The following is a 21,029-nucleotide window of genomic DNA, read 5'->3' as shown; positions in this document are numbered from 1 at the left end:
CCTGAGCGCAGCACGGTTGTCGACCTAGCGGCGGCCGCTGCGGTCGGGCAGGTTCGGACGCGCGCCGGCATCTGCACAGCCCCCCTCGACCGGCAGCGTGTCCGGGTGCGCGCGGGGCTTGCCGCGCGCGGCCTGCTGATCCAGCCACATTCGCTCCCACGTACCCGGCTGGTCGGGGCAGATCTCGGTACGCACCGCGGCCATCTCCTCCGCCACGCGACCGAGCATGCTGCCGACCGCATCGCGCGCCGCGTGCGCGACCATGGCGGCGACCACCACGAGCAGGATCGCCGCGAACGGTTCGGGCAAGCGGTCGACGATGCCGGTGATCGTGTCGCTGACCGGATTGGGGCCGAAGACGCCGACTCCCAGATGGAGCGCGACCAGCACCGTCGTGGCGTACATCAGTTTCGCCAGCAGGTCGGATGCGGCGTATCGACTGCGAGACAGCAGCCACTGCAACTCGCCTCGTGCGAGGCGTCGATCGAAGCCGACTCGCCGCAGCACGGCGCCGGTGGTCGTGGCCATTGCCTTCGCCGCCAGCCAGCCGATGAGCAGGATCAGCAGGAAACCGGCAAGCTTGGGCACGAACGCGGCGAGTGAACTCGCCACGTCCACCGACCCGTGGTGCACAGCAACAGCCGAACCGGAGGTGCGCATAGCAGTCCCTTCGCTATCCGAAGACAGAGATGGCTGTTCACAACTGCGTTCCGCCCGGTTATACCTGCGCAACCTCCCCCGGACCTACGATTTGCGGATAAATCGCCCGATATCGCCCCCGTGTCGGGCGCGCCTCGTCGAGACGCGCCGACGGCCCACGGACTACCGCATGCTGCCCGTACCGAGGAAACCGAGCAGATCGTGGCGAGTGATCACACCGACCGGCTTGCCGTCCTCGACGACCATGAGCGCATCCGAATCCGAGAGCACTTTCGTCGCAGCCGAAAGCGGTTCACCCGAACCGATCAGCGGAAGGGAGGCACTCATGTGCTGGGCCACCGAATCCGTCAACTGCGCCCGGCCTTCGAAGACCGCCGACAACAGGTCGCGCTCGGACACGCTGCCGGCGACCTCGCCTGCCATCACCGGCGGCTCCGCACCGACCACGGGCATCTGGGACACGCCGTATTCGCGCAAGATTTCGATCGCGTCGCGCAGCGTCTCCTGCGGATGGGTGTGCACCAGATCGGGCAACTCGCCGGACTTGCCCCGCAACACATCACCGACCAGCGGTTCCGCCGCGCCATCCAACCGTTCGCGCAGGAATCCGTACGAGCTCATCCACTGATCGTTGAAGATCTTCGACAGATAGCCGCGTCCGCCGTCGGGCAGTAGCACCACGACCACCGCGTCCGGATCACGCCGCGCCACCTCGATGGCCGCGACCACCGCCATGCCGCACGAGCCGCCGACCAACAGACCTTCTTCCCGAGCCAGCCGGCGCGTCATATTGAACGAGTCCGCATCCGACACCGCGATGATCTCGTCCGGAACGGCGGGGTCGTAGGCCGACGGCCAGAAGTCTTCACCGACGCCTTCGACCAGATACGGACGCCCCGTGCCGCCGGAATACACCGAACCCTCCGGGTCCGCGCCGATGATCTGCACCGTCCCGCCAGAAACCTCTTTGAGATACCGGCCGGTGCCGGTGATGGTTCCGCCGGTTCCGACGCCGGCGACGAAATGGGTGATCCTGCCGTCGGTATCGCGCCAGATCTCCGGGCCCGTGGTCTCGTAGTGACTGTCCGGGCCGGCGGGGTTGGAGTACTGGTCGGGCTTCCACGCGCCCTCGATCTCGTGGACCAAGCGGTCGGAGACGCTGTAGTAACTGTCCGGGTGCTCCGGCGGCACCGCCGTCGGGCAGACCACGACCTCGGCGCCGTAGGCGCGCAATACGTTGCGCTTGTCCTCGCTCACTTTGTCCGGACACACGAACACACACCGGTACCCGCGCTGCTGAGCAACCAACGCCAAGCCGACGCCGGTATTGCCGGAGGTGGGCTCGACGATGGTGCCACCGGGGCGCAGCTGCCCGGACTTCTCGGCGGCGTCGATCATCTTCACCGCGATCCGGTCCTTGGCGCTGCCACCGGGGTTGAGATACTCGATCTTGGCTGCGACCAGTCCTTCCTGCGGGCCGACGACCGAATTCAACCGGACCAGCGGCGTGTTGCCGATGAGATCCACGACATGATCCGCGATGTGCATGGCCCCATCGTTGCAGACGCGCCAACCATCGGTTCGCGCGCCAGGCACAACCGGGCGCGGATGCCGGCAAACCGTCCCGACTCCGTTTAAGATCGCTGCCATGACGCAGCCGAATACTGCCCGCGCCGCAACGATTCTGGTCGGATCGGCGGTAGCTCTAGCGGTCGGATCCGGTGTGCACGCGAATGCGGCGTCCACCGAATTCCCACAGGTGCCCACCATGGCACACGGGGGCTTGTGTGGGACCAGCATCCGCACCTGGGCCGACACCAGTCCCGAATGGCCGGGCCGGGCGATCCTCAATGTCCGCGCTCTGCCCGTTGTCGGTGTCGGACCCGGCGAATACCCCTTGGCTCCGCTGTGCGAGGTACGCACGACGGTCGCCTGGCGCAACGTCGCCACCGGAGCAACCGGCCGCTACGACAACACCGTGGTCACCGGCATCTACGGCAGCATCCAATACGCCTTGTTCCAGGACACCGGACCCGGGTTGGTCGAGGTCACCGTGAGCACCGACGCACCGAGCGTCCCCGCTCGCGGCTCCTTCGTCGTACCGAGCTGACAGCGACCCGCACCGTGTCCAGAGTCGACTGCTGTCCCCGCACGGTCACACGAGTCGTGTTTCGGGACAACCCGGGCTCCGTCAACCCCTCGATGCGACGTAGATTCGAGACAGGCCCGCGATAACACGCGGGTCGGTCACGATCTTCTCGACAAAGGAGTCCTCATGCCCGAGGCCGTCATCGTCTCGACCGCACGCTCCCCGATCGGCCGGGCCCGCAAGGGCTCGCTGGTCGACGTCCGGCCCGATGATTTGACCGCGCAGATTGTGCGGGCAGCGCTGGACAAAGTGCCCGCATTGGACCCGGCCCAGGTCGACGACCTGATTCTGGGCTGCGGTTCGCCCGGCGGCGAGCAGGGATTCAACATCGCCCGCATCGTCGCGGTGCAGCTGGGCTACGACTCCCTGCCCGGCACCACCGTGCACCGGTATTGCGCTTCGTCGCTGCAGTCCACCCGCATGGCGTTTCATGCGATCAAAGCAGGAGAGGGCGACGTGTTCATCTCCGCCGGCGTGGAAACGGTCTCGCGCTACGTGAACGGTTCGGCCGACAGCTGGCCCGATACGCAGAATCCGCTGTTCGCCACGGCGCAGGAACGCACTGTGAAGACCGCGCAAGGCGGCGCGGGCGCCTGGCACGATCCCCGCCAGGACGGCGCGCTCCCCGATGCCTATATCGCGATGGGACAGACCGCCGAGAACGTCGCCACCTTCACCGGTATCACCCGGGAGGAACAGGATCGTTGGGGCGTTCGGTCGCAGAACCGCGCCGAAGAGGCGATCGCGAACGGCTTCTTCGAGCGCGAGATCACCCCGGTGACCCTGCCGGACGGTACCGTGGTCAGCGCGGACGACGGCCCGCGCAGCGGGGTCACCTACGAGGCGGTGTCCGAGCTCAAGCCGGTGTTCCGCCCGGACGGTACCATCACCGCCGGCAACTGCTGCCCGCTCAACGATGGTGCGGCGGCGCTGGTCGTGATGAGCGACACCAAGGCCAAAGAACTGGGCCTGACCCCCTTGGCGCGCATCGTGTCCACGGGTGTGTCCGCGCTGTCGCCGGAAATCATGGGCCTCGGGCCGATCGAGGCCTCCACGCGGGCGCTGGCGCGGGCGGGCAAGACCATCGACGACATCGACTTGGTCGAGATCAACGAAGCGTTCGCGGTGCAGGTGCTCGGATCGGCGCGTGAGCTGAAGATCGACGAAGACAAGCTGAACGTCTCCGGCGGCGCGATCGCCCTGGGTCATCCCTTCGGTATGACCGGCGCCCGGATCACCACCACGCTGCTGAACAATCTGCAGACCCACGACAAGCAGTTCGGTCTGGAGACCATGTGCGTCGGCGGCGGCCAAGGTATGGCGATGGTCATCGAACGCCTGAGCTGAGACGCGCCGGGGCGGTCGCCGGAGAATCCGGCGACCGCCCCGCGTTGTGCGACCGGTCGGCTATAGCTCGGTCGGTGTGCACATAGCTGCTCAGTCGTTTTGCAAGTAGCTCAACAACCGCAAGATCTCGATGTACAGCCAGACCAGGGTGATGGTGAGACCCAGCGCGACACCCCATGCCGCCCGCTCGGGAGCCTGCGCCCGAATCAGCTGATCGGCAGCATCGAAATCGAGCAGGAAGCTGAACGCGGCGATGGCGATGACCACCAGGCTGAAGATGATCGCCAGCGGACCGCCGTCACGCAGGCCGAACCCACCGGAGGTGAACAGGCCGGCCACCAGGTTGCCCAGCATCAGTACCACGACGCCGATCATGGCGCCGACAATGATCCTGGTGAACCGCGGTGTCACGCGAATCGCGCCGGTCTTGTAGACGACCAACATGCCTGCGAAGACGCCGAACGTACCGAGTACCGCTTGACCGATCAGCCCGCTGCCGCCGACCCCGCCGAACTCGACACTGGTGAACATGAACGACAAAGCGCCCAGGAACACGCCCTCGGCAGCCGCGTAGGACAACACCAGCACCGGGTTGTCCATCTTGCGCCCGAAGGTCGCGACCAACACCAGCACCAGGCCGATCAGGCCGCCGCCGATCACGAACAACGGGGCGAGGGAGGTGTTGGCGTTGGTGAGGCCGTAGGAGATGATCGCGGACAGAGAGAGCACCCCGAGGGTGATGCCGGTCTTGGTCACCACATCGTCGATGGTCATCGCCCGGGTGGTGGGCGCTGTCCGGTATGGTTGGTATTCCGGGTGTTCCCCGTACTGGTTGCCGAACTGCCCTGGGGCGGCGGCGCCGGATCCGAAGTTGGCGTAGCCACCGCCCTCCTGCCTGGGCAGGTTCCTGAAAACCGGGTTGCTCGTGGTACGCAAAGCACGCCTCCTGTCGTTTCGAGTCCCGTGGATGCTACCCGCCACCGAACCGTATGGTCAGCATGCGTTGGGGACCGTTATGTCTAATTCAACGCACGGTGGTCTGCCGTTGGTTCCCGATTCCGGCCATCGTGGCGCGAGACGCGTCACTGCTACCGATCACGTCACTGCCACCGATCACGCAGACCGCACACCGACCGGGTCACCGTGAACTTCCGGTTGCGACCCATCACCTCGGTGCGGCCGACCATTCGTTCGACCAGTGCTCGATAACCGAGATGGGAGTTGTACACCGTCCACAGCTCTCCGCCGGGGCGCAGTACCCGTCCGGCCGCGGCGAACATCTTGATCGCCGATCCGGTGTGCACTGCCGCGCCGACATGGAACGGCGGATTGCACAGCACCAGGTCGGCGCTGTTGTCCGCAGCACAGGACATGGCGTCGTCGCGCACGACCGTCACCCGGCCGGCCACCCCGTTCGCCTCGGCGGTGGCCCGAGCCGACGCAACCGCAGCGGCCGACTGATCGGTGGCAACCACCCGAATACTCCGGCGGCGCGTGGCCAGTGCAACAGCGAGAATCCCGGTGCCGCAGCCGAGGTCGATCGCGTCGCGGGCGTCCGGCTTCATCTGGGGCGAGAACTCGAGCAGGAATCGAGTGCCGATATCCAAGCGCGCGCCGGAGAATGCCGCACCGTGCGCGACGACCTCGAGCCCCAGGTCCGCGAGCCGGTCGCGCACCGGGAAGACCGGGTCGCCCGCCGGCTTGGATCCGAACACCAGCAGCGCACGCGACTTCTGCCGGCCGCGGCTGGCACGCACTTCGGAAAACGATTGCGCCAAAACGTCGTTCATCGACTTGGTCAGGTACTTGTCCCGCGCACCGGCATACACCACGACATCGGGATGGGCGTAACGAGCTACGGCGTCGGCGATCTCGGCCAAGCCGGCCAGGGCGCGCGGCAGGCGCAGCAACACCACTCGCGCGCCGTCGAGCGCCGCACTGCCGAGCGGATGGGTCGCGTAGCGGTCTGACGAGCCGACCGCGCGGGCATTGTTGGCGAGAGCCACCTCACCGGTGAGCAGATCTTGATGTACCCGGACCTCACGTAGATCGTGTCCCGCGATCGCGCCGAGAGTCAGTGCGCCGTAGTGGTCGCCGATGACGACGACTGTGCCAGGTTCCGCCGTGGCCAAAGCCTCTGCCGCGACATCGAGGATCAGCCGGTCGGCGGCATCCACGGCGTAGAGGTTGGGCGCCTCCACATCCGGATGCCGCCGCAGCTGGCGCAATACATCGTCGACATCTCCCACACGTCAAGTGTGCTCGATCGTTGCCGATTGCCGACGTCCACCCCGCCATTCGAGCCCGCCGCGACCGACCGGTCATGACGTCGCCATTGTGAAGCTCACCGGCACACACTGTTTCGTCCACTGCCGAAGAACGACGGTGCGTCCGAGGCGGCACGATATGTCTCGGACGCACCACCGGAGGCGATGTGCACCCTGGCCGACCACGGGCGAATCGCGACGATCCGCAGTTGCGCCCTGTGCCGCCATCGACTCAGTAGCATATGTCTATGCGCAAATGGATGGTGCTGACCGTCGCGGTCGCGGCAACACTGCTCGTGGGCTGCGGTGACAGCGAGTCCACACCCGAACCCACGGGCGCATCGGTCACCGCGTCCTCGGCCATACCCGCCATGCCGCAAGACGCATCGCCCAAGCAGGCCACTGCCTCCAACGACGCCGCGCTCACCGTCACCGACATCGAGCTCGGACACCAGCCCGGTCTCGATCGCGTGGTCTATTACCTCGGCGGGGTCGGAAAGCCCGGCTGGATCGTCCGATACACCGACCACGCTGCACAAGACGGCAGCGGCATGTCGATCGACGTGTCCGGCCGGTCGATCCTCGAGGTGCGAATCCTCGGCTCGGCCTACCCCTTCGACAGCGGTGTAGCTCCCTATGCCGGACCGGACCCGGTCATCGATCCCTCGGTGCCCGGTGTCGCCGGCGTCTATCGGACAACGATCTTCGAAGGCACCACCCAATCGTTCATCGGCGCCCAGGAAGACCGACCCGCCTTCACTGTGGACACGCTGTCGAATCCGACCCGACTCGTCGTGCACATCGCACAGAACTAGCACGACCGCGAGCACCCGGCCCCACACCATTGCGGTGCGGTGCGCTACGCAGTTCCGGCGCGATCCGATCGCACGCCGAGCACCCACCCCACGGACGACCCGGTCGGTTGTGGTGAAGGGGTCGCGCACTCGACACAAGTGTGGATATCGTCTGCGTGTCGAAAGGAGTTGCGCATGTCCCGCGTCGCCGTCGTCACAGGTGCCTCGTCCGGAATCGGGAAGGCCACCGCCGCCGCGCTCGCCGGCCGGGGGTATCGAGTGATCGGAACCAGTCGCAAACCCGACAGCATCGGCCCCGACGCCACGGTGACGGGGATCGAGTATCGCGCGCTCGATCTGACCGACGCGGTATCGATCGACACATTCCTCGCCGAGCTCGGGCCGGTCGATGTCCTGGTCAACAATGCCGGTGAAAGCCAGGCCGGCCCGCTGGCCGAACTGCCCGGCGATGCGGTCGAGCGGCTGTTTCGACTGAACGTGCTCGGTCCGATCACCCTGACCAAGGCGGTAGTGCCCGGAATGCGCGAACGCGGATACGGACGTGTGGTGATGGTCGGGTCGATGCTGGCGAGCTTCCCGATGCCCTACCGCTCGTCGTATGTCGCGAGCAAGGCGGCGCTGCGCGGTTTCGCGACCGCCGCACGGTTCGAGGAATCACCGTTCGGCGTATGGCTCACCACTGTCGAGCCCGGCCAGGTCGACTCCGGCCTTCGGGAGCGACGCACGAAATACATCGCCGAGGGTTCCTGCCACGCTGCCGACTTCAGCACGTTCATGACCGAACTCGACGCGAAACAGGCGAAAGGCATTGCGCCCGATACCGTCGCCTCCTGCATTGTCGACGCGATCGAAGCCGATCGCCCGCGCCCGCTCTACGCCGTCGGCAGCAACGCGCCAGTGATGTTCGCCGTGCGGCGGCTGCTGCCGCGCACCATCGTGGAGCGCCTGATTGCCCGGGCCTACGGCATGTCTCGGTGAGGTATCCGTCGGAATCATCGCGGTCGCAAGATGCTCGAGCAGCCTCTGCGCGAGTTCACCGGTGACCTGGATAGAACCAAAAGGTCGCTGCAGACCGAATTCACAGTGAACAACAAGAAAGAACAGACTGTCCCCAGCCAGCCGTAGTCGACTGGACCTGAACCGCCAACACTTCCACTACAGCCTGTATCACACGCCCAGACCATAGCGGCGACCGGCGAGGCGCGGTGACAGGTCGAGCAAGGTAGCGCTGGGGCGCAAGAACGTTGCGCCCTATAGTGTGCGCGTGACCTTGCTGGCTTGGATCGAACGATTCAATAGAAGGCATCCATGGAGTCACAACGACTTCTACGGAAGCTGGGTTGTCGATCAAGTCGCGGAGAGCGGGGCGCCCAGTGTCCTCGACATCGGTTGCGGCACTGGCAATCTGATCGAACGACTGAGGGGCTCCGGCCGATCGGTGACCGGGTTCGAGCCCGACCCGGCCACCGCGCGCCTCGCGATGGCACGTTTCGCCGCCGACCACGCCGTGACCATCGAGAAGATCGGCTACGAACAGCGCGATCCCGCGCGCCGCTGGGCGGCGATCACCCTGGTCGCCAGCCTGCATCATCTGCCACTGGCCGCCACCTTGCAGGAGCTACGCTCGTCCTTGCTGCCCGGCGGCCGGATGGTGGTGATCGGCTGCTACCGCAGTGACGGCGGAATCGACCATGCCATCGCCGCGATGGTCGTGCCGATGAATCTGCTCATAGGGCTGATAAAACATCCCCGGTCCGCGGACCGCCTGCCCGACGAAATGACCGCTCCAACAGCCGATCCAGGCGAGACGCTACAGGAGATTCGCGCTGCCGTGGCCGAGCACCTACCTGGTGCGCGGATCCGCCGTCGCCTGTTCTGGCGCTATTCGCTGGTGTACGACAAGCCTGTCCACGATCGGCCGTCCGGCTCGAACAGCTAGCGCCGAGAACTCGCTCCTTATAGCCCGCAGATGGGCATCCGCTGGCTCGGAAACACTGCATCTTCGCGGATCTACCTGGGGGTATGTTGTGCCCCCAGTCGGACTCGAACCGACACTGGGCGGATTTTAAGTCCGCTGCCTCTGCCAATTGGGCTATGGGGGCGCCCGGAACAGCCTAGCGACTCGTACGGCTGTACCGGAATTCAGACACTCTCTGCGGTGTCGAATCGTCGATCGCGGCTCGTGGAGCCGGCGGTGGCGAGCAGGTCACCGGCGAGGCGGCATCGGGATACGGGCGAGGTCGGTGGCGATATGGATCTCGCCGGAGAAGTACTTTGCCGCCTCGGTCGCATGCTCCTCGAGGCTGCGGTACCGCTGGGAGAAATGAGTGAGCACCAGAACGCGGACACCTGCTCGTGCGGCCACGCGGGCGGCCTGGCCGGCGGTGAGGTGGCCGTATGCTGCGGCGAGGTGTTCCTCGGCATCCAGATACGTGGCCTCGATGACCAGCATGTCGACATCGGCGGCGAGTTCGTGCACGCCGGGACACAGACGGGTGTCCATCACGAATGCGAAGCTCTGCCCGCGGCGCGGCTCGCTCACCTCGTCCAGGGTGATCGTTCGGCCGGCGAGCTCGACCCTTCCGCGCCGTTGCAGTTCACCGATGGTCGGGCCGCGCAGCCCGACTGCGTGCAGCCGATCCGCCAGGAGGCGACGACCCGACGGCTCGCGCAGCCGGTAGCCGAAGGCGTCGATCGGATGCGAGAGCGGGACGGCAGTCACCTCGAAAGACGCCCCGGGCAGCGCCACGGCGCCGGGGCCGACAACCGGATGCGCCCGCAACTCGGCGCAGTGAAAGTACGAGGTCGCGTCGACCAACCGGTCGTAGTACACCGCGCCCGATGCCGGGAACCACACATCGACCGGATGCGGCACCCGGTCGGTATTGATGCGCTGCACCACCCCAGCCAGCCCGAGGCTGTGGTCGCCATGGAAATGCGTGATGGCGATCCTGGTGAGCCCCGAGGCGGCGACGCCGGCATGGGTCATCTGCCGCTGAGTCCCCTCCCCGGGGTCGAACAGGATCGCTTCGTCGTCCCATCGGAGCACGTAGCCATTGTGGTTTCGCTGTTTCGTCGGAACCTGACCAGCGGTCCCCAGAACGATCAACTCACGCGACGACACCGCGTCAGGCTATCGGTCGATGCGCGCTGCACCGCAATAGGGCCTGGTCAAGCGACCGGGGCTTTCCGGAGCTGAGAGTTGCGCCGTGAGTAGCTGAAATAGAACACGACGCCCAAGGCCATCCACACCAGGAACCGCAACCAGGTCTCCACCGACAAGTTCAGCATCAACCACAGGCACGCCAGCACCGCGAGAATCGGAACCCACGGAACCAACGGGACGCGGAAGCCGCGCGGCAGGTCGGGGCGCTTGCGGCGCAGGGCCAACACACCGACCGAGACCAGCACGAATGCGAACAATGTCCCGATATTGACCATGCTCTCCAACGAACCCAAGTCGACGAACCCCGCCAACAGCGCGCTCGCCACGCCCACGAGCACAGTGCCACGCACCGGGGTGCCGTTCTTGCCCGTGCGCGCGAGGCTGCGCGGCACCAAGCCGTCACGGGCCATCGCGAACAACACCCGGGTCTGACCGAGGTACACCACCATCACCACCGTGGTCAGCCCAGCGAGGGCGCCGATCGCAATGATGGTCTTCACCCAGGTCGCGCCATGGATCGCGAACGCTGTCGCCAGGGTGGCCTCGCCGCCGGACAACTCCTGGTAGGGCACCATGCCGGTGAGTACGAGCGTGACCGCAACATACAAAACGGTGACGATGAGCAGTGAACCGAAGATGCCGCGCGGCACCGCCCGTTGCGGATTCTTGGTCTCCTCGGCGGCGGTGGCGACGATGTCGAAACCGATGAAGGCGAAGAACACCAGGCTGGCCGCAGCCAGCAGACCGTACGCACCGAACGTGCTGTTCCCGGCGCCGGTCAGAACGGAGAACAACGACTGGCTCAAACCCTCGCCCCGCTCACCGGCCTCCGACGGCGGGATGTAGGGCGAAAGGTTCGCAGGCTTGAAATAGGTGAGCCCCACCACGATCACCAGCACGATGATGCCCAGCTTGATGGCCACCGCCACTGCCGACACCCGCGAGGACACCTTGGTGCCCCTCGCGAGCAGCACGCCGAGTACCGCGATGAGTAGAACCGCTCCCCAGTCGAAGGTGACCGAGCCGATCTGTACGACCGGCGAGTCGATGCCGGGCACTTGGCCGAGGTACAGCGACCACCCCTTTGCCACCACCGCGACCGCGAGGCCGAGCTCCAGAACCAGGTCCCAGCCGATGATCCACGCGGCGAACTCGCCGAAGGTGGCGTAGGCGTAGGTGTAGGCGCTACCGGCCACCGGAACGGTCGAGGCGAACTCGGCGTAGCACAGCGCGGTCAGCCCGCAGGCGATCGCGGCGAAAACGAAAGCAAGTGAGACGGAAGGACCAGCGACATCGCCCGCCGTCCGCGCAGTGAGGGTGAAGATGCCAGCCCCGACCACCACGGCGACACCGAAGATGGTCAGGTCCCAGGCGGTCAGGTCCTTGCGCAGCTTGGTGTCCGGTTCGTCGGTATCGCGGATCGACTGTTCCACGGTCTTCGTGCGCACCAAGTCGCCCCAGCGAAATGGGGCGACGCCCAATGTTTTGGTGCGTGACCGGGGATCCGTCATGCGTACTCCTTCACCAGTGCCGATATGCGTCCTCCCCCACCCGGCGACGCACCGAGGCACCAGCGCTGCAGATCACCTGTCTGTAGCGCACGCGCGACGACGATCACCCCCGTTACCCGTCGGTACCGGTTCGGTACCGACCTGGGTGAAACTGTGTCCCGAAGTATAGGACCGGGTGAAAATACCCAACATCGGGTATCGCTATCACCTGGAAATGGTCGACCATCTCATGGCCTGTTTCGACGCCCAGCAGCACCAGGGCGGCGGTGCTCCCGGATCGTTCCGAGGCACCGCGCGCCACGTGGCGTGCGGTGTACCACCCCGGCGAGCGGGCACCGAGCGAACGACCGACGGATCGTTGCCAGCGGCCTGCACGTGGAAAGCGTTGTACTGATGGCTCACGTCGCAATCACCGTGCCGGCCTCACCGGAGCAGATCTTCGCCGTACTGGCCGACGGTTGGCTGTTCTCGACCTGGGTCGTCGGCGCGACCCATGTCCGAGACGTCGACGACAGCTGGCCCGCGGTCGGCTCTCGGCTGCACTTTCAGGTGGGTGTATGGCCGTTCACGATGGACGACACCGCCGAGGTGGTCATGGCCAAACCACCGCGCCGACTCGAGTGGGAAGCCAGGGTCCGTCCTGTGGGCTCGGCGTTGATCCGCGTCGGGCTCTGGGAGATGGACTCGGGCAAGACCCATGTCCATATCTACGAGCATGCGGTGCACGGGGTCGGAGCCGTGATCCCCACCAGGGTCCAAGAACTGCTCCTGGTGCCCTACAACAAGGAGGCGCTGTCGCGGCTCGCCGACATCGCAGTGGGCAGAGCGCGCGCCCCGGTGGACCACGGCCGCGACGGCGGCACGCACGTCTGACCTGGCCGCCGGTCAGACGATGGACTGGGCGATGCCGTCGAGTATGTCGTGCTCGCTGACGATCAGTTCGGAGATTCCCGCGCGGCGGGACAGTTCCTCGGCGAGCACCTCGGTGATGACCGCACCACCGCCGATGACGTCGACCCGCCCCGGGTGAATGGGTCCCAAGGCAGCGCGCTGGTCGTGATCCATGGCGACCAGACGGCCACAGACCTCGTGCACCCGGTCGTAGCCGAGCCGGGTGAGATGCACCTGTTCGGCATCGTATTCGGGCAGATCCAACGCCACTGCCGCGAGCGTGGTCATCGTGCCGGCCACACCGACCCAGGTGTGCGCCCCGTCCACCGGGACACGCGCGAACGCCTCCCGCAACCGCTCGGTGGCGAAGGCGCGCGCGGCAACGACCTGATCGGCAGTCGGCGGATTGCCGGTGAGGCAGCGCTCGGTGATTCGAACACAGCCGATATCGGCGGAGAACGCCGCCCGTACTCCCGCGCTGTCGCCGAACACCAGTTCCGTCGACCCACCCCCCAGATCCACCACGACGAACGGACCTGCCGCGCTGGACAGTTCACCGATCGCACCGGCGAACGACAGTCGCGCTTCCTCGTCGCCGGTGATCACCTCGGCCTCGGCGCCGGGCACCACGGCATCGAGTTCGGCGCGCGCCATGGCGAAGAAATCGTCTCGATTGGCTGCATCTCGGGTGGCAGAGGTGGCCACCATGCGAACCCGACCGACTCCGGCCGCACGCATCGAACCCACGTAGTCGGCCAAGGCGACGCGGGTGCGTTCGATCGCCTCCGGGGCCAGCGCACCGGTCGCGTCGACGCCCTGCCCCAGACGGACGATGCGCATCTCACGATGCACGTCGCTCAGACCGCCATCCGCCGATACCTCGGCGATCAGCAGGCGAAGGGAGTTGGTGCCGCAATCCACGGCGGCTACCCGGTCACTCATCGTTGCGCTCCAGTCTTTCGGGGCCGGTCTGCTGATAGGTCGGCCAATCGGCCGGGATCGCACTGCCCCGCAGGCCGTGTTCGGCCGCCAATGCCACTGCCTCGTCGCCGAGCGGGTTCACCCCCGGCCCTTTGGCCAGTGCGTGTGCGATCAGGACATGCAAGCATTTGACTCGCTCCGGCATGCCGCCGCCACTGAAATCCGTTCCGAGTGACTCTATTTCGTCGCGCTCGGCCAGATAGCTCTCGTGCGCGGCGCGATAGGCGGCGGCCAGCTGCGGGTCCGTATCGAGCCGTTCGGTCATCGCCCGCATCACGCCGGCCGATTCCTGTCGGCTCGCTTCCGCGGTGAGCCGCGGATCGGTGAGATAGTAGAGCGTCGGGAAGGGGGTGCCATCCGGCAACCGGGGCGCGGTCTTGACCACTGCCGGAACGCCATCCGGGCTGCGATAGGCGATGGCGAGCACGCCGCGCGGCGCACGGCCCAACTGCTCGGTGATGATCGCGAGATCGTGATCCGTCGGTGCGGTCACCTGGGTCCTTCCGGTGGAGACGGCGCCGGTTCGGCGGTCGAGCGCGGCTCGGATATATCGCGCCACAATTCGGTGTACCAGGGATCGGGTTCCCTGACCTTGGTAGGCGCCGGAGACGGTGGGGGCGCTTCGATGCCGGGCACCTGCACGATGTAGGGCGTCTCGCCCGGCATCACCAGACGAAGTCGGTCTCGCGCTTCGGCGCGGATATACGCCGGATCTTGTTGCTGGACACGGCGATCGCGCAACCGGGCCAGGTCGGCTTCCAGCTCCTGCCGATGCTGCTCCAGCCGCGCCGCCTCGGCGCGTTGCGACAGATACGTGCGCATCGGCACGGCCAGAGTCAGTGCGAGAGCGCACACCACCATCGCGAAGATCACCGCCTTACCGGTGGACAGTCCGAGCACGGTGCGCTCACGCACCGTGGCGCGCGGTTCGGACCGGCGCGCCCCCGGCTGTCTGTCCGCGGCCTCCGATCGCCGTCGGGCGCGCGTGCCGGCCGCATCGGCCGGACGTGACCTGGCGGCACGCGATTGGCGGCGGTCTTCTCGTCCAGCCGGACTGGTGCCCCGCGCACGTCGCTCGGTCATGTCATGCCTCTACGGTATCCAGCTCGCGGTGCTCCCCGGGCACGTCATGCTCTCACCAGTGACCGCCTCCAGGGCCGCGCTGCGGTGTCAGTCTTCGAACACGAAGCGGGGAAATGCGACCTCGCCAGCGTAACGCGCCGAGTCGCCCAACGCGTCCTCGATGCGCAACAGCTGGTTGTACTTGGCGACGCGCTCACTGCGCGCGGGCGCCCCGGTCTTGATCTGACCGGCGCCGACCGCCACGGCCAGGTCCGCGATCGTGGTGTCCTCGGTCTCACCGGAGCGATGCGACATCATGGTCTTGTAACCGTTGCGGTGGGCCAGCTCCACCGCGTCCAAGGTCTCGGTGAGCGTACCGATCTGGTTGACCTTCACCAACAGCGCATTCGCGGCGCCCTTGGCGATACCCTCTTCCAACCGCTCCGGATTGGTGACGAACAAGTCGTCGCCGACGAGCTGGATTCGATCCCCGATCTGGTCGGTCAAAGCCACCCAGCCGTCCCAGTCGTCCTCCGACAGCGGGTCCTCGATGGATACCAGCGGGTAGTCGGCCAGCAAATCGGAGTAGAACTGCGTCATCTGCTCCGCCGACCGCACACTGCCCTCGAAGGTGTATCCGCTGTTGGAGGTGTAGAACTCCGTGGCCGCGACATCGAGCGCGAGGGTCACGTCGCGACCCAGCTTCAGGCCGGTCTTGGCGACGGCCGAGGCGATCAGGTCCAGCGCGTCGCGGGTACCGGCGACATCGGGCGCGAAACCACCCTCGTCGCCGAGTCCGGTGGCCAGGCCCTTGGCTTTCAGTACCGCCTTGAGCGCGTGGTACACCTCCGCGCCCCAGCGCAGCGATTCCTTGAACGTCGGCGCGCCGATCGGGGCGACCATGAACTCCTGGACGTCGACGCCGGTATCGGCGTGTGCACCGCCGTTGAGAATGTTCATCATCGGGACCGGCAGGACGTGTGCGTTCGGTCCACCCAGGTAACGGAACAGCTCCAGGCCCGAGGACTCGGCTGCCGCACGCGCCACGGCCAGCGAAACCCCGAGCAACGCGTTGGCGCCGAGGCGGGACTTGTCCGCAGTGGCATCCAAGTCCAACAACACCTGGTCGACGCCGCGCTGCTCGACCGCATCCAGACCGATGACCGCGGGCGCGATTTCGTCCAACACGCCCTCGACGGCCTTGCGGACCCCCTTGCCGCCATAGCGTTCGCCACCGTCGCGCAGTTCGACCGCCTCGTGCTCACCGGTGGACGCACCGGAGGGCACCGCGGCCCGAGTCAGGGTGCCGTCGTCGAGAGCGACCTCGACCTCGACCGTGGGGTTGCCGCGCGAGTCCAGGATCTCGCGAGCTCCGACCTGTTCGATGATGGCCACGAAAACGACACTCCTTCGACTGCTGACATGGTTAGGCCCACGGGATGGCCATGCGGTGCGAGCCTATCGCCCCTGCGGGGTGACCGGTAACCGGCACACCGGGAGCGACGGATCACATCCTGTGTCCAATGCTGTAGATCGCAGCCCGGTCGCGCACCGTGAGCAGGTATCCGTGCGACTGGTTGTAGGCCAGCAGCGCCCGCTGCCAGCCGCGTTCCGAGGTGAGGTCGCCGCCTCTGGCGCACAGGTAGCGCGCCGCGGTCAGGGCGGCGTCGTCGATGTTCTGCGGGTCGATCACCTCGTCGCCATTGGCGTCGACACCCCACCGCTCCCAGGTTTCCGGGATGAACTGCAGCGGGCCGACGGCGCGGTCGTAGACCGCGTCACCATCGAGCGCGCCGCTGTCGGTGTCCTCGATCAGCGCCACCCCGGCAGAGCCGTCGAGAGGGATGCCGATGATCGGCGGACTGACCGAACCGTCGGCGGCGATCGCCGCCCCGCGGTGTCTCCCGTGCTGGCTCTCCACGCTGGCGATGCCGGCAAGCGTGGTCCATGCGATACCACAGTCGGGCCGGGCCCTGGCCATGACGGCCGCCGCGTAGCCGTATGCCTCCAAGGCGATCGGCGGGATGTCCATCGCGTCGGCCTGGTCCGCCGCCCAGCCACGCAGTTGGACCGCGGTACGGCCCGGAGCGTCCAGGTCGATCACCGGGACCGGGACACCCGGCCCCGGCGGAATGCCCTCCGGGATTGGGGGACGGTCGATCCCGCAACCGACGAGCCCGACGACGATCACAGCGGCCACCGAGGCGGCGGTCTTCTTCAACACCTCCTCCATGATCCAGATGGCCGCACCGCAAGCCGGCCCCATGCCCCTACGGATCGGTGAATCACCGAGTCGCGCGAAACCGGGAAGGCGGGCCGATACCGGCTAGCCTTAGCGACCGGAGTACCGGCCGAAACAGATCTCTCCGCTGTGCATTCGGCCCCGCAATCCACCTATTTTTAGGTAAGGCTTTCTTAAGTTCATCGGGACCGCTACTTTGCAACTCGAATCGTCACCTCTGCTTCTCGAACCGATGCGAAGGAGGGATTTCTTGGTGAAAAGTGTTCTTTCCCAACGTATGTCGATTCGCACGGCTGATCTCGAACGGCGCGAGCTACCCGAGGACGCGGCTCGTGCGGTGTGCGAACTCGCCCGTGAGATAGTCACAGCCGTATGCACCACACGCGCCGATCGAACCGAGGCTGCCCGCACACTCGCAGACCCGACGCTGGTCGCGCACATCGACGCCCGGCTCACCGAACTCCCCGCAGAGGTGAGCCATGTACTCCGACCCCCCGCCACCGCAGCGGGCGCGGCAATTATCGGACGGATTCCCTTGGTGGACAGTGAATTCGGGACTACTCCGCCGACCTGGCAGGCTGCTGCGCGATGGTGCGGCGATCCGGACGCCAGCCCGTGCTCGTTCGAATTCGACCTCGTCATGCTGCTTCTCGCCCGCTGCGCAGGTGAGCCGTTCGGCTGGCAGGGCCAACAGGACGGGAGATTGGTCAACAACATCGTCCCCACGTGCGGCCATGAACACGAACAGTCCGGGGCCAGCAGCACCACACTGTTGAGCCCGCACACCGAGGATGCGTTCCATCCCCGGCGAGCGAACCTATTGATGCTGGGCTGCCTGCGCAATCCGGACGCGGTCGGCACCACGGTGTCATCGGTGCGCCGCGTGCAACTGTCCGCCGAGCACCGAGAGATACTCAGCACGCCGACCCTGCCTATCCTGCCGGACGTTTCCTACGGCACCGGATACGAAAGAGGTTCGGCTATCCCGGTTCCCATCCTCTGGAGCGCCTCCGACCCCGATCAGCAGACCATCCGCTACGACCCCGCCTACACCCCGCTCGAAGACGCCGACCCCGCATTCCGCTCGGCCTATGGACGACTCGCCGCAGAGCTCGAACGCGTCTGCACGACAGCCGCACTCGCTCCGGGTGAACTACTACTGATGGACAACGACGTCGCAGTTCATGGGCGCGCCGCCTTCACTGCCCGCTACGACGGCACCGATCGCTGGCTCAAACGCGTGAACATTCGACGTCCCGAACGCCGCCGCCGCGCCGGGGAAGCCGCCGAGAATGGCTATGGGCAACGAGTCGTCGCCCCGTTTCGAGCGGTGGACGCCCCACCGCTCGGGCGCTCTCGAACGCGGGATGTGGTACCCAATGATCGAGGATCCGTTGAACACTCGTGACCGAAGCACGCCCTTGCGGGTGTTGAGTCGCCGCGACTTGGCCGATGTCCCGATAGCGCCGGCTGCCGTCGTGCGCGCCGTAGAAGATGCGTATCTGGCTTTCGCAGCGGGTGATTCGGACAACCCACGCAAGTCGAGCGTCGCGAATCCGGACGGTTGGTCGGTCGCCTATGCCATGCTCGGCCGAGACGGCCGCCGACGGGTGGTGGCGATGAAGACCTCCTACAAGTTCGACCCGGGTCACGACCGCAGCACCACGCGCTACTACACGACCATTTCGCTCTACGACGACACCACGGGCGCACCGATCGCGCTCATGGATTGCGCCCGGGTCGGTGCGCTGCGCACCCCGGCGGTATCGGCACTGCTGGTACGCGAGACCGTCCGCCGTGGTGCGGAGAGCGTGCTGCTGATCGGTACCGGAACCCAGGGCCGCCACGCCCTTCCACACCTGCTCGCCGCCAACCCGCAATTACACACGCTGATGGTCTACGGCACCCATCCCGAGGGGCTACGCGCAGTGCACCATCAACTCGCCGAGCACTACCCGCACGCCCTGCTCGAGACGGTGGCGGATCCACGCGAGGCATCGGCAGCCGCGGACGTCGTGCTGGCCACCGCCGGGCCGGGCACCGAGGTCGCGCTCGAATCGGAGGATCTCGCACCGGGCTCGGTCGCGGTGCTCGTCGGCTATGGGCTCGCCCCCTCCACGCTGACCGGCGCCGACCGCGTGATCGCGACCAGCGCCGAACAGATGGCGCTGACCGGAACCGATATGGCCGGCCCGGACGGCACACTCCCCCCGGTGGACGCGGAACTGCCCCAGATACTCCACCGGCGCACGACGGGCCGACGCTCGGACGACGAACGCATCTTCGTCTACAACAGCGGGTTGGTGCTCACCGACATCGCCGTCGCGCATGCGCTGGCCGAACAAGCAATCGCAGAAGGCCGCGGCACGGAGGTGCCGCTGTGGGACTGACGCACGGAGGTGCCGCTGTGGGACTGACGCACGGAGGTGCTGTGTGGGACTGACGGACGGGAGTATCGCTGCGGAGCTCGAGCACGAGGGCGCCGAGCGGATCGGCGCACCCGGCGCGATCGCACCAGCCACTGCCGCGGCGGGTGGCGGCGTCCCCGGCGACGCGATGTGCACCGTCGACGACTCGATCAGCGCGGCCCCCATGCCGGCACGACTGGACCCGTGGGAGCGGCGCCTGCTCGAGGATCCAACGCTGCTCGGCGAGCTCGCCTTCGCGATCGGCGGGCCCTTTCATGTGATGTATCCGCCCCGCGTGGCCGACAATATCGACGCGTTCCGCGCCGCTTTCACACACGCGGGTGTCCGCGGCACGATCTATTACGGCAAGAAGTCGAACAAGGCCGCGTGCGTCGCACGCACGTGCGCGCAGCGCGGCGCGGGCATCGATGTGGCCAGTGTAGGCGAGCTGACCGCCGCGATGGCCCAAGGCGTGCGTGGGGAGGAACTCATGGTCACCGGCCCGGCCAAGGCGGACGACCTGCTCTGGCTCGCCGCCCGACACGGCGCCCTGATCACAGTGGACGACATCGGCGAACTCGACCGGCTCGCGGCGCTTGCCGGCCCGGCGCCGGCGCGCACGATGATCCGCGTTCTGCCCGCCGCCTCAGCGAGTCGATTCGGTATGACCGATGCCGAAATCTCTGCCGCACTGGATATCTGCGGCAGCAGCGACGCACTTCGACTGGAGGGTTTCAGCTTTCACCTGTCCGGATACGACGCTGAAGCGCGTGCCGAACTCGCGGGTGAGCTGATCGCCCGCTGCCTATACGCCCGCGCCCTCGGTCATGCGGCCACCCTCGTCTCGATCGGTGGCGGGTTCGGCGTCGACTACGTCCCGGGCCAGGCCGCCGCGCAGTTCGCTGAACGCGCCTGCCGCCGCTGGTTCCACTCGGGCAAGTCCTTCGACTCCTATTACCCCTATCATTTCCCGAAGCCCGGGCCGGCGATGCTTGCCGATATCCTCGACCACCAGGATCTGGCTCGGAGGTTACGCGACAACGGTATCCAACTCGCGATCGAACCGGGCCGCGCGCTGCTCGCGCACGCGGGATGCACCGCCTTCCGGGTGCAAGGCAGCAAGACCAGATACGCCCACGACCGGCCCTACCAGGTGCTGACCGTCGACGGCAGCAGTTTGAGCCTGTCGGAGCAGTGGTTCGACAGCGAGTACCTGCCCGATCCCTTGCTGTGGCCGCAGCGTCCCGGCGCACCGACACCCACCAGTATCGGCGCGGCCACCTGTCTGGATTCCGACATGCTCAGCTGGCGGCGAGTGCCGCTGCCTCGCCCGGCCGAGGTCGGCGATCTGCTGATCTACCCGAACACCGCTGGCTACCAAATGGATTCGAACGAGTCCGCCTTCCACGAACTGCCGATTCCGCCGAAAATCGCGCTCTACGATGCGCCCGACGGACGCTTCCGCTGGACACGCGACAGTAGCCGACCGTGATTCGTCCCTCGCTTCCCTCGACACGACACAATCGCTCC

Annotated in this window: 20 protein-coding genes and 1 tRNA gene; 9 read left to right on the top strand and 12 right to left on the bottom strand. The window is 66.7% G+C overall.

Annotated elements, in window-relative coordinates; genetic code table 11:
* Window positions 1-24: 24 nt before the first annotated feature.
* Together K940_RS27900 and K940_RS0111760 are read right to left on the bottom strand one after the other, a co-directional pair.
* Window positions 25-660: a hypothetical protein gene (locus K940_RS27900; RefSeq protein WP_051407101.1), complete on the bottom strand. Its 636-nt coding sequence runs from the start codon at window positions 658-660 to the stop codon at window positions 25-27.
* Window positions 661-822: 162 nt separating this feature from the next.
* Window positions 823-2,208 (bottom strand): cystathionine beta-synthase, encoded by a 1,386-nt coding sequence (locus K940_RS0111760; protein WP_028477719.1) that lies wholly within the window; start codon window positions 2,206-2,208, stop codon window positions 823-825.
* Window positions 2,209-2,308: 100 nt separating this feature from the next.
* On the opposite strand from K940_RS0111760, the gene K940_RS0111755 reads away from it, so the two are divergent.
* Window positions 2,309-2,770, top strand: a complete 462-nt coding sequence (locus tag K940_RS0111755) for a hypothetical protein (protein ID WP_028477718.1) — start codon at window positions 2,309-2,311, stop codon at window positions 2,768-2,770.
* Between the two features lie 165 nt (window positions 2,771-2,935).
* A complete protein-coding gene (locus tag K940_RS0111750) occupies window positions 2,936-4,156 on the top strand; it encodes an acetyl-CoA C-acetyltransferase (RefSeq protein ID WP_028477717.1) in 1,221 nt (406 codons plus the stop codon).
* A 90-nt stretch (window positions 4,157-4,246) separates the two neighbouring features.
* On the opposite strand, the gene K940_RS0111745 is transcribed toward K940_RS0111750, so the two are convergent.
* Both K940_RS0111745 and K940_RS0111735 read right to left on the bottom strand, forming a co-directional pair.
* Window positions 4,247-5,092 carry a Bax inhibitor-1/YccA family protein gene (locus tag K940_RS0111745; RefSeq protein WP_028477716.1) on the bottom strand — a complete coding sequence of 282 codons (846 nt, stop codon included), beginning with the start codon at window positions 5,090-5,092 and terminating at the stop codon, window positions 4,247-4,249.
* Window positions 5,093-5,256: 164 nt separating this feature from the next.
* Window positions 5,257-6,405 carry a class I SAM-dependent methyltransferase gene (locus K940_RS0111735; RefSeq protein ID WP_028477715.1) on the bottom strand — a complete coding sequence of 383 codons (1,149 nt, stop codon included), beginning with the start codon at window positions 6,403-6,405 and terminating at the stop codon, window positions 5,257-5,259.
* A gap of 266 nt (window positions 6,406-6,671) precedes the next feature.
* On the opposite strand from K940_RS0111735, the gene K940_RS0111725 reads away from it, so the two are divergent.
* From K940_RS0111725 to K940_RS0111710, 3 genes are all read left to right on the top strand, one after another.
* Entirely contained in the window at window positions 6,672-7,238 is a 567-nt protein-coding gene (locus tag K940_RS0111725; RefSeq protein WP_028477714.1) for a hypothetical protein, read from the top strand.
* A 174-nt stretch (window positions 7,239-7,412) separates the two neighbouring features.
* Window positions 7,413-8,216 carry an SDR family oxidoreductase gene (locus K940_RS0111720; RefSeq protein ID WP_028477713.1) on the top strand — a complete coding sequence of 268 codons (804 nt, stop codon included), beginning with the start codon at window positions 7,413-7,415 and terminating at the stop codon, window positions 8,214-8,216.
* 286 nt (window positions 8,217-8,502) lie between these two features.
* Window positions 8,503-9,177 (top strand): bifunctional 2-polyprenyl-6-hydroxyphenol methylase/3-demethylubiquinol 3-O-methyltransferase UbiG, encoded by a 675-nt coding sequence (locus K940_RS0111710; RefSeq protein ID WP_028477712.1) that lies wholly within the window; start codon window positions 8,503-8,505, stop codon window positions 9,175-9,177.
* Window positions 9,178-9,266: 89 nt separating this feature from the next.
* Here the strand turns inward: K940_RS0111710 and K940_RS0111705 are convergent.
* The 3 genes from K940_RS0111705 to K940_RS0111695 all read right to left on the bottom strand — a co-directional run bounded on the left by K940_RS0111705 (window position 9,267) and on the right by K940_RS0111695 (window position 11,915).
* Window positions 9,267-9,340 (bottom strand) — tRNA-Leu (locus K940_RS0111705).
* Between the two features lie 104 nt (window positions 9,341-9,444).
* The gene (locus K940_RS0111700; protein ID WP_028477711.1) at window positions 9,445-10,362 is read right to left on the bottom strand and encodes a ribonuclease Z; all 918 of its coding nucleotides are present in this window, start codon (window positions 10,360-10,362) and stop codon (window positions 9,445-9,447) included.
* 47 nt (window positions 10,363-10,409) lie between these two features.
* On the bottom strand, window positions 10,410-11,915 hold the full coding sequence (locus K940_RS0111695) for an amino acid permease (protein ID WP_051407100.1): 1,506 nt from the start codon (window positions 11,913-11,915) through the stop codon (window positions 10,410-10,412).
* A gap of 393 nt (window positions 11,916-12,308) precedes the next feature.
* On the opposite strand from K940_RS0111695, the gene K940_RS0111685 reads away from it, so the two are divergent.
* Entirely contained in the window at window positions 12,309-12,788 is a 480-nt protein-coding gene (locus K940_RS0111685) for an SRPBCC family protein (RefSeq protein ID WP_028477708.1), read from the top strand.
* Window positions 12,789-12,800: 12 nt separating this feature from the next.
* On the opposite strand, the gene K940_RS0111680 is transcribed toward K940_RS0111685, so the two are convergent.
* The 5 genes from K940_RS0111680 to K940_RS0111660 form a co-directional block, all read right to left on the bottom strand.
* Complete coding sequence (locus tag K940_RS0111680) at window positions 12,801-13,748, bottom strand: Ppx/GppA phosphatase family protein (protein ID WP_028477707.1); 948 nt, start codon at window positions 13,746-13,748, stop codon at window positions 12,801-12,803.
* Window positions 13,741-14,280, bottom strand: coding sequence for a DUF501 domain-containing protein (locus tag K940_RS0111675; RefSeq protein ID WP_028477706.1), 540 nt, complete (start codon window positions 14,278-14,280; stop codon window positions 13,741-13,743). Before K940_RS0111675 ends, K940_RS0111680 begins: the two co-directional genes overlap by 8 nt.
* Window positions 14,277-14,870, bottom strand: a complete 594-nt coding sequence (locus K940_RS0111670) for a septum formation initiator family protein (protein ID WP_028477705.1) — start codon at window positions 14,868-14,870, stop codon at window positions 14,277-14,279. Before K940_RS0111670 ends, K940_RS0111675 begins: the two co-directional genes overlap by 4 nt.
* An 87-nt stretch (window positions 14,871-14,957) precedes the next feature.
* Window positions 14,958-16,244: a phosphopyruvate hydratase gene (gene eno, locus K940_RS0111665; RefSeq protein ID WP_028477704.1), complete on the bottom strand. Its 1,287-nt coding sequence runs from the start codon at window positions 16,242-16,244 to the stop codon at window positions 14,958-14,960.
* Between the two features lie 112 nt (window positions 16,245-16,356).
* The gene (locus tag K940_RS0111660) at window positions 16,357-17,082 is read right to left on the bottom strand and encodes a lytic transglycosylase domain-containing protein (protein ID WP_036528345.1); all 726 of its coding nucleotides are present in this window, start codon (window positions 17,080-17,082) and stop codon (window positions 16,357-16,359) included.
* Between the two features lie 262 nt (window positions 17,083-17,344).
* Here K940_RS0111660 and K940_RS0111655 point away from each other — a divergent pair, with 262 nt between their 5' ends.
* From K940_RS0111655 to K940_RS0111645, 3 genes are read left to right on the top strand one after another with little or no spacing between them, the layout of a single operon-like run.
* Entirely contained in the window at window positions 17,345-18,499 is a 1,155-nt protein-coding gene (locus K940_RS0111655) for a TauD/TfdA family dioxygenase (protein ID WP_028477702.1), read from the top strand.
* Entirely contained in the window at window positions 18,471-19,481 is a 1,011-nt protein-coding gene (locus K940_RS0111650; protein WP_028477701.1) for an ornithine cyclodeaminase, read from the top strand. The genes K940_RS0111655 and K940_RS0111650 overlap by 29 nt, the downstream gene beginning before the upstream one ends.
* Before the next feature lie 43 nt (window positions 19,482-19,524).
* Complete coding sequence (locus tag K940_RS0111645; protein WP_369797500.1) at window positions 19,525-20,991, top strand: alanine racemase; 1,467 nt, start codon at window positions 19,525-19,527, stop codon at window positions 20,989-20,991.
* Window positions 20,992-21,029: the final 38 nt, after the last annotated feature.

The sequence above is a fragment of the Nocardia sp. CNY236 genome (assembly GCF_000482385.1).
Lineage (GTDB): Bacteria > Actinomycetota > Actinomycetes > Mycobacteriales > Mycobacteriaceae > Nocardia.
Note: the sequence above shows the minus strand (reverse complement) of the source record. Positions and strands in the feature narration are given on the sequence as shown.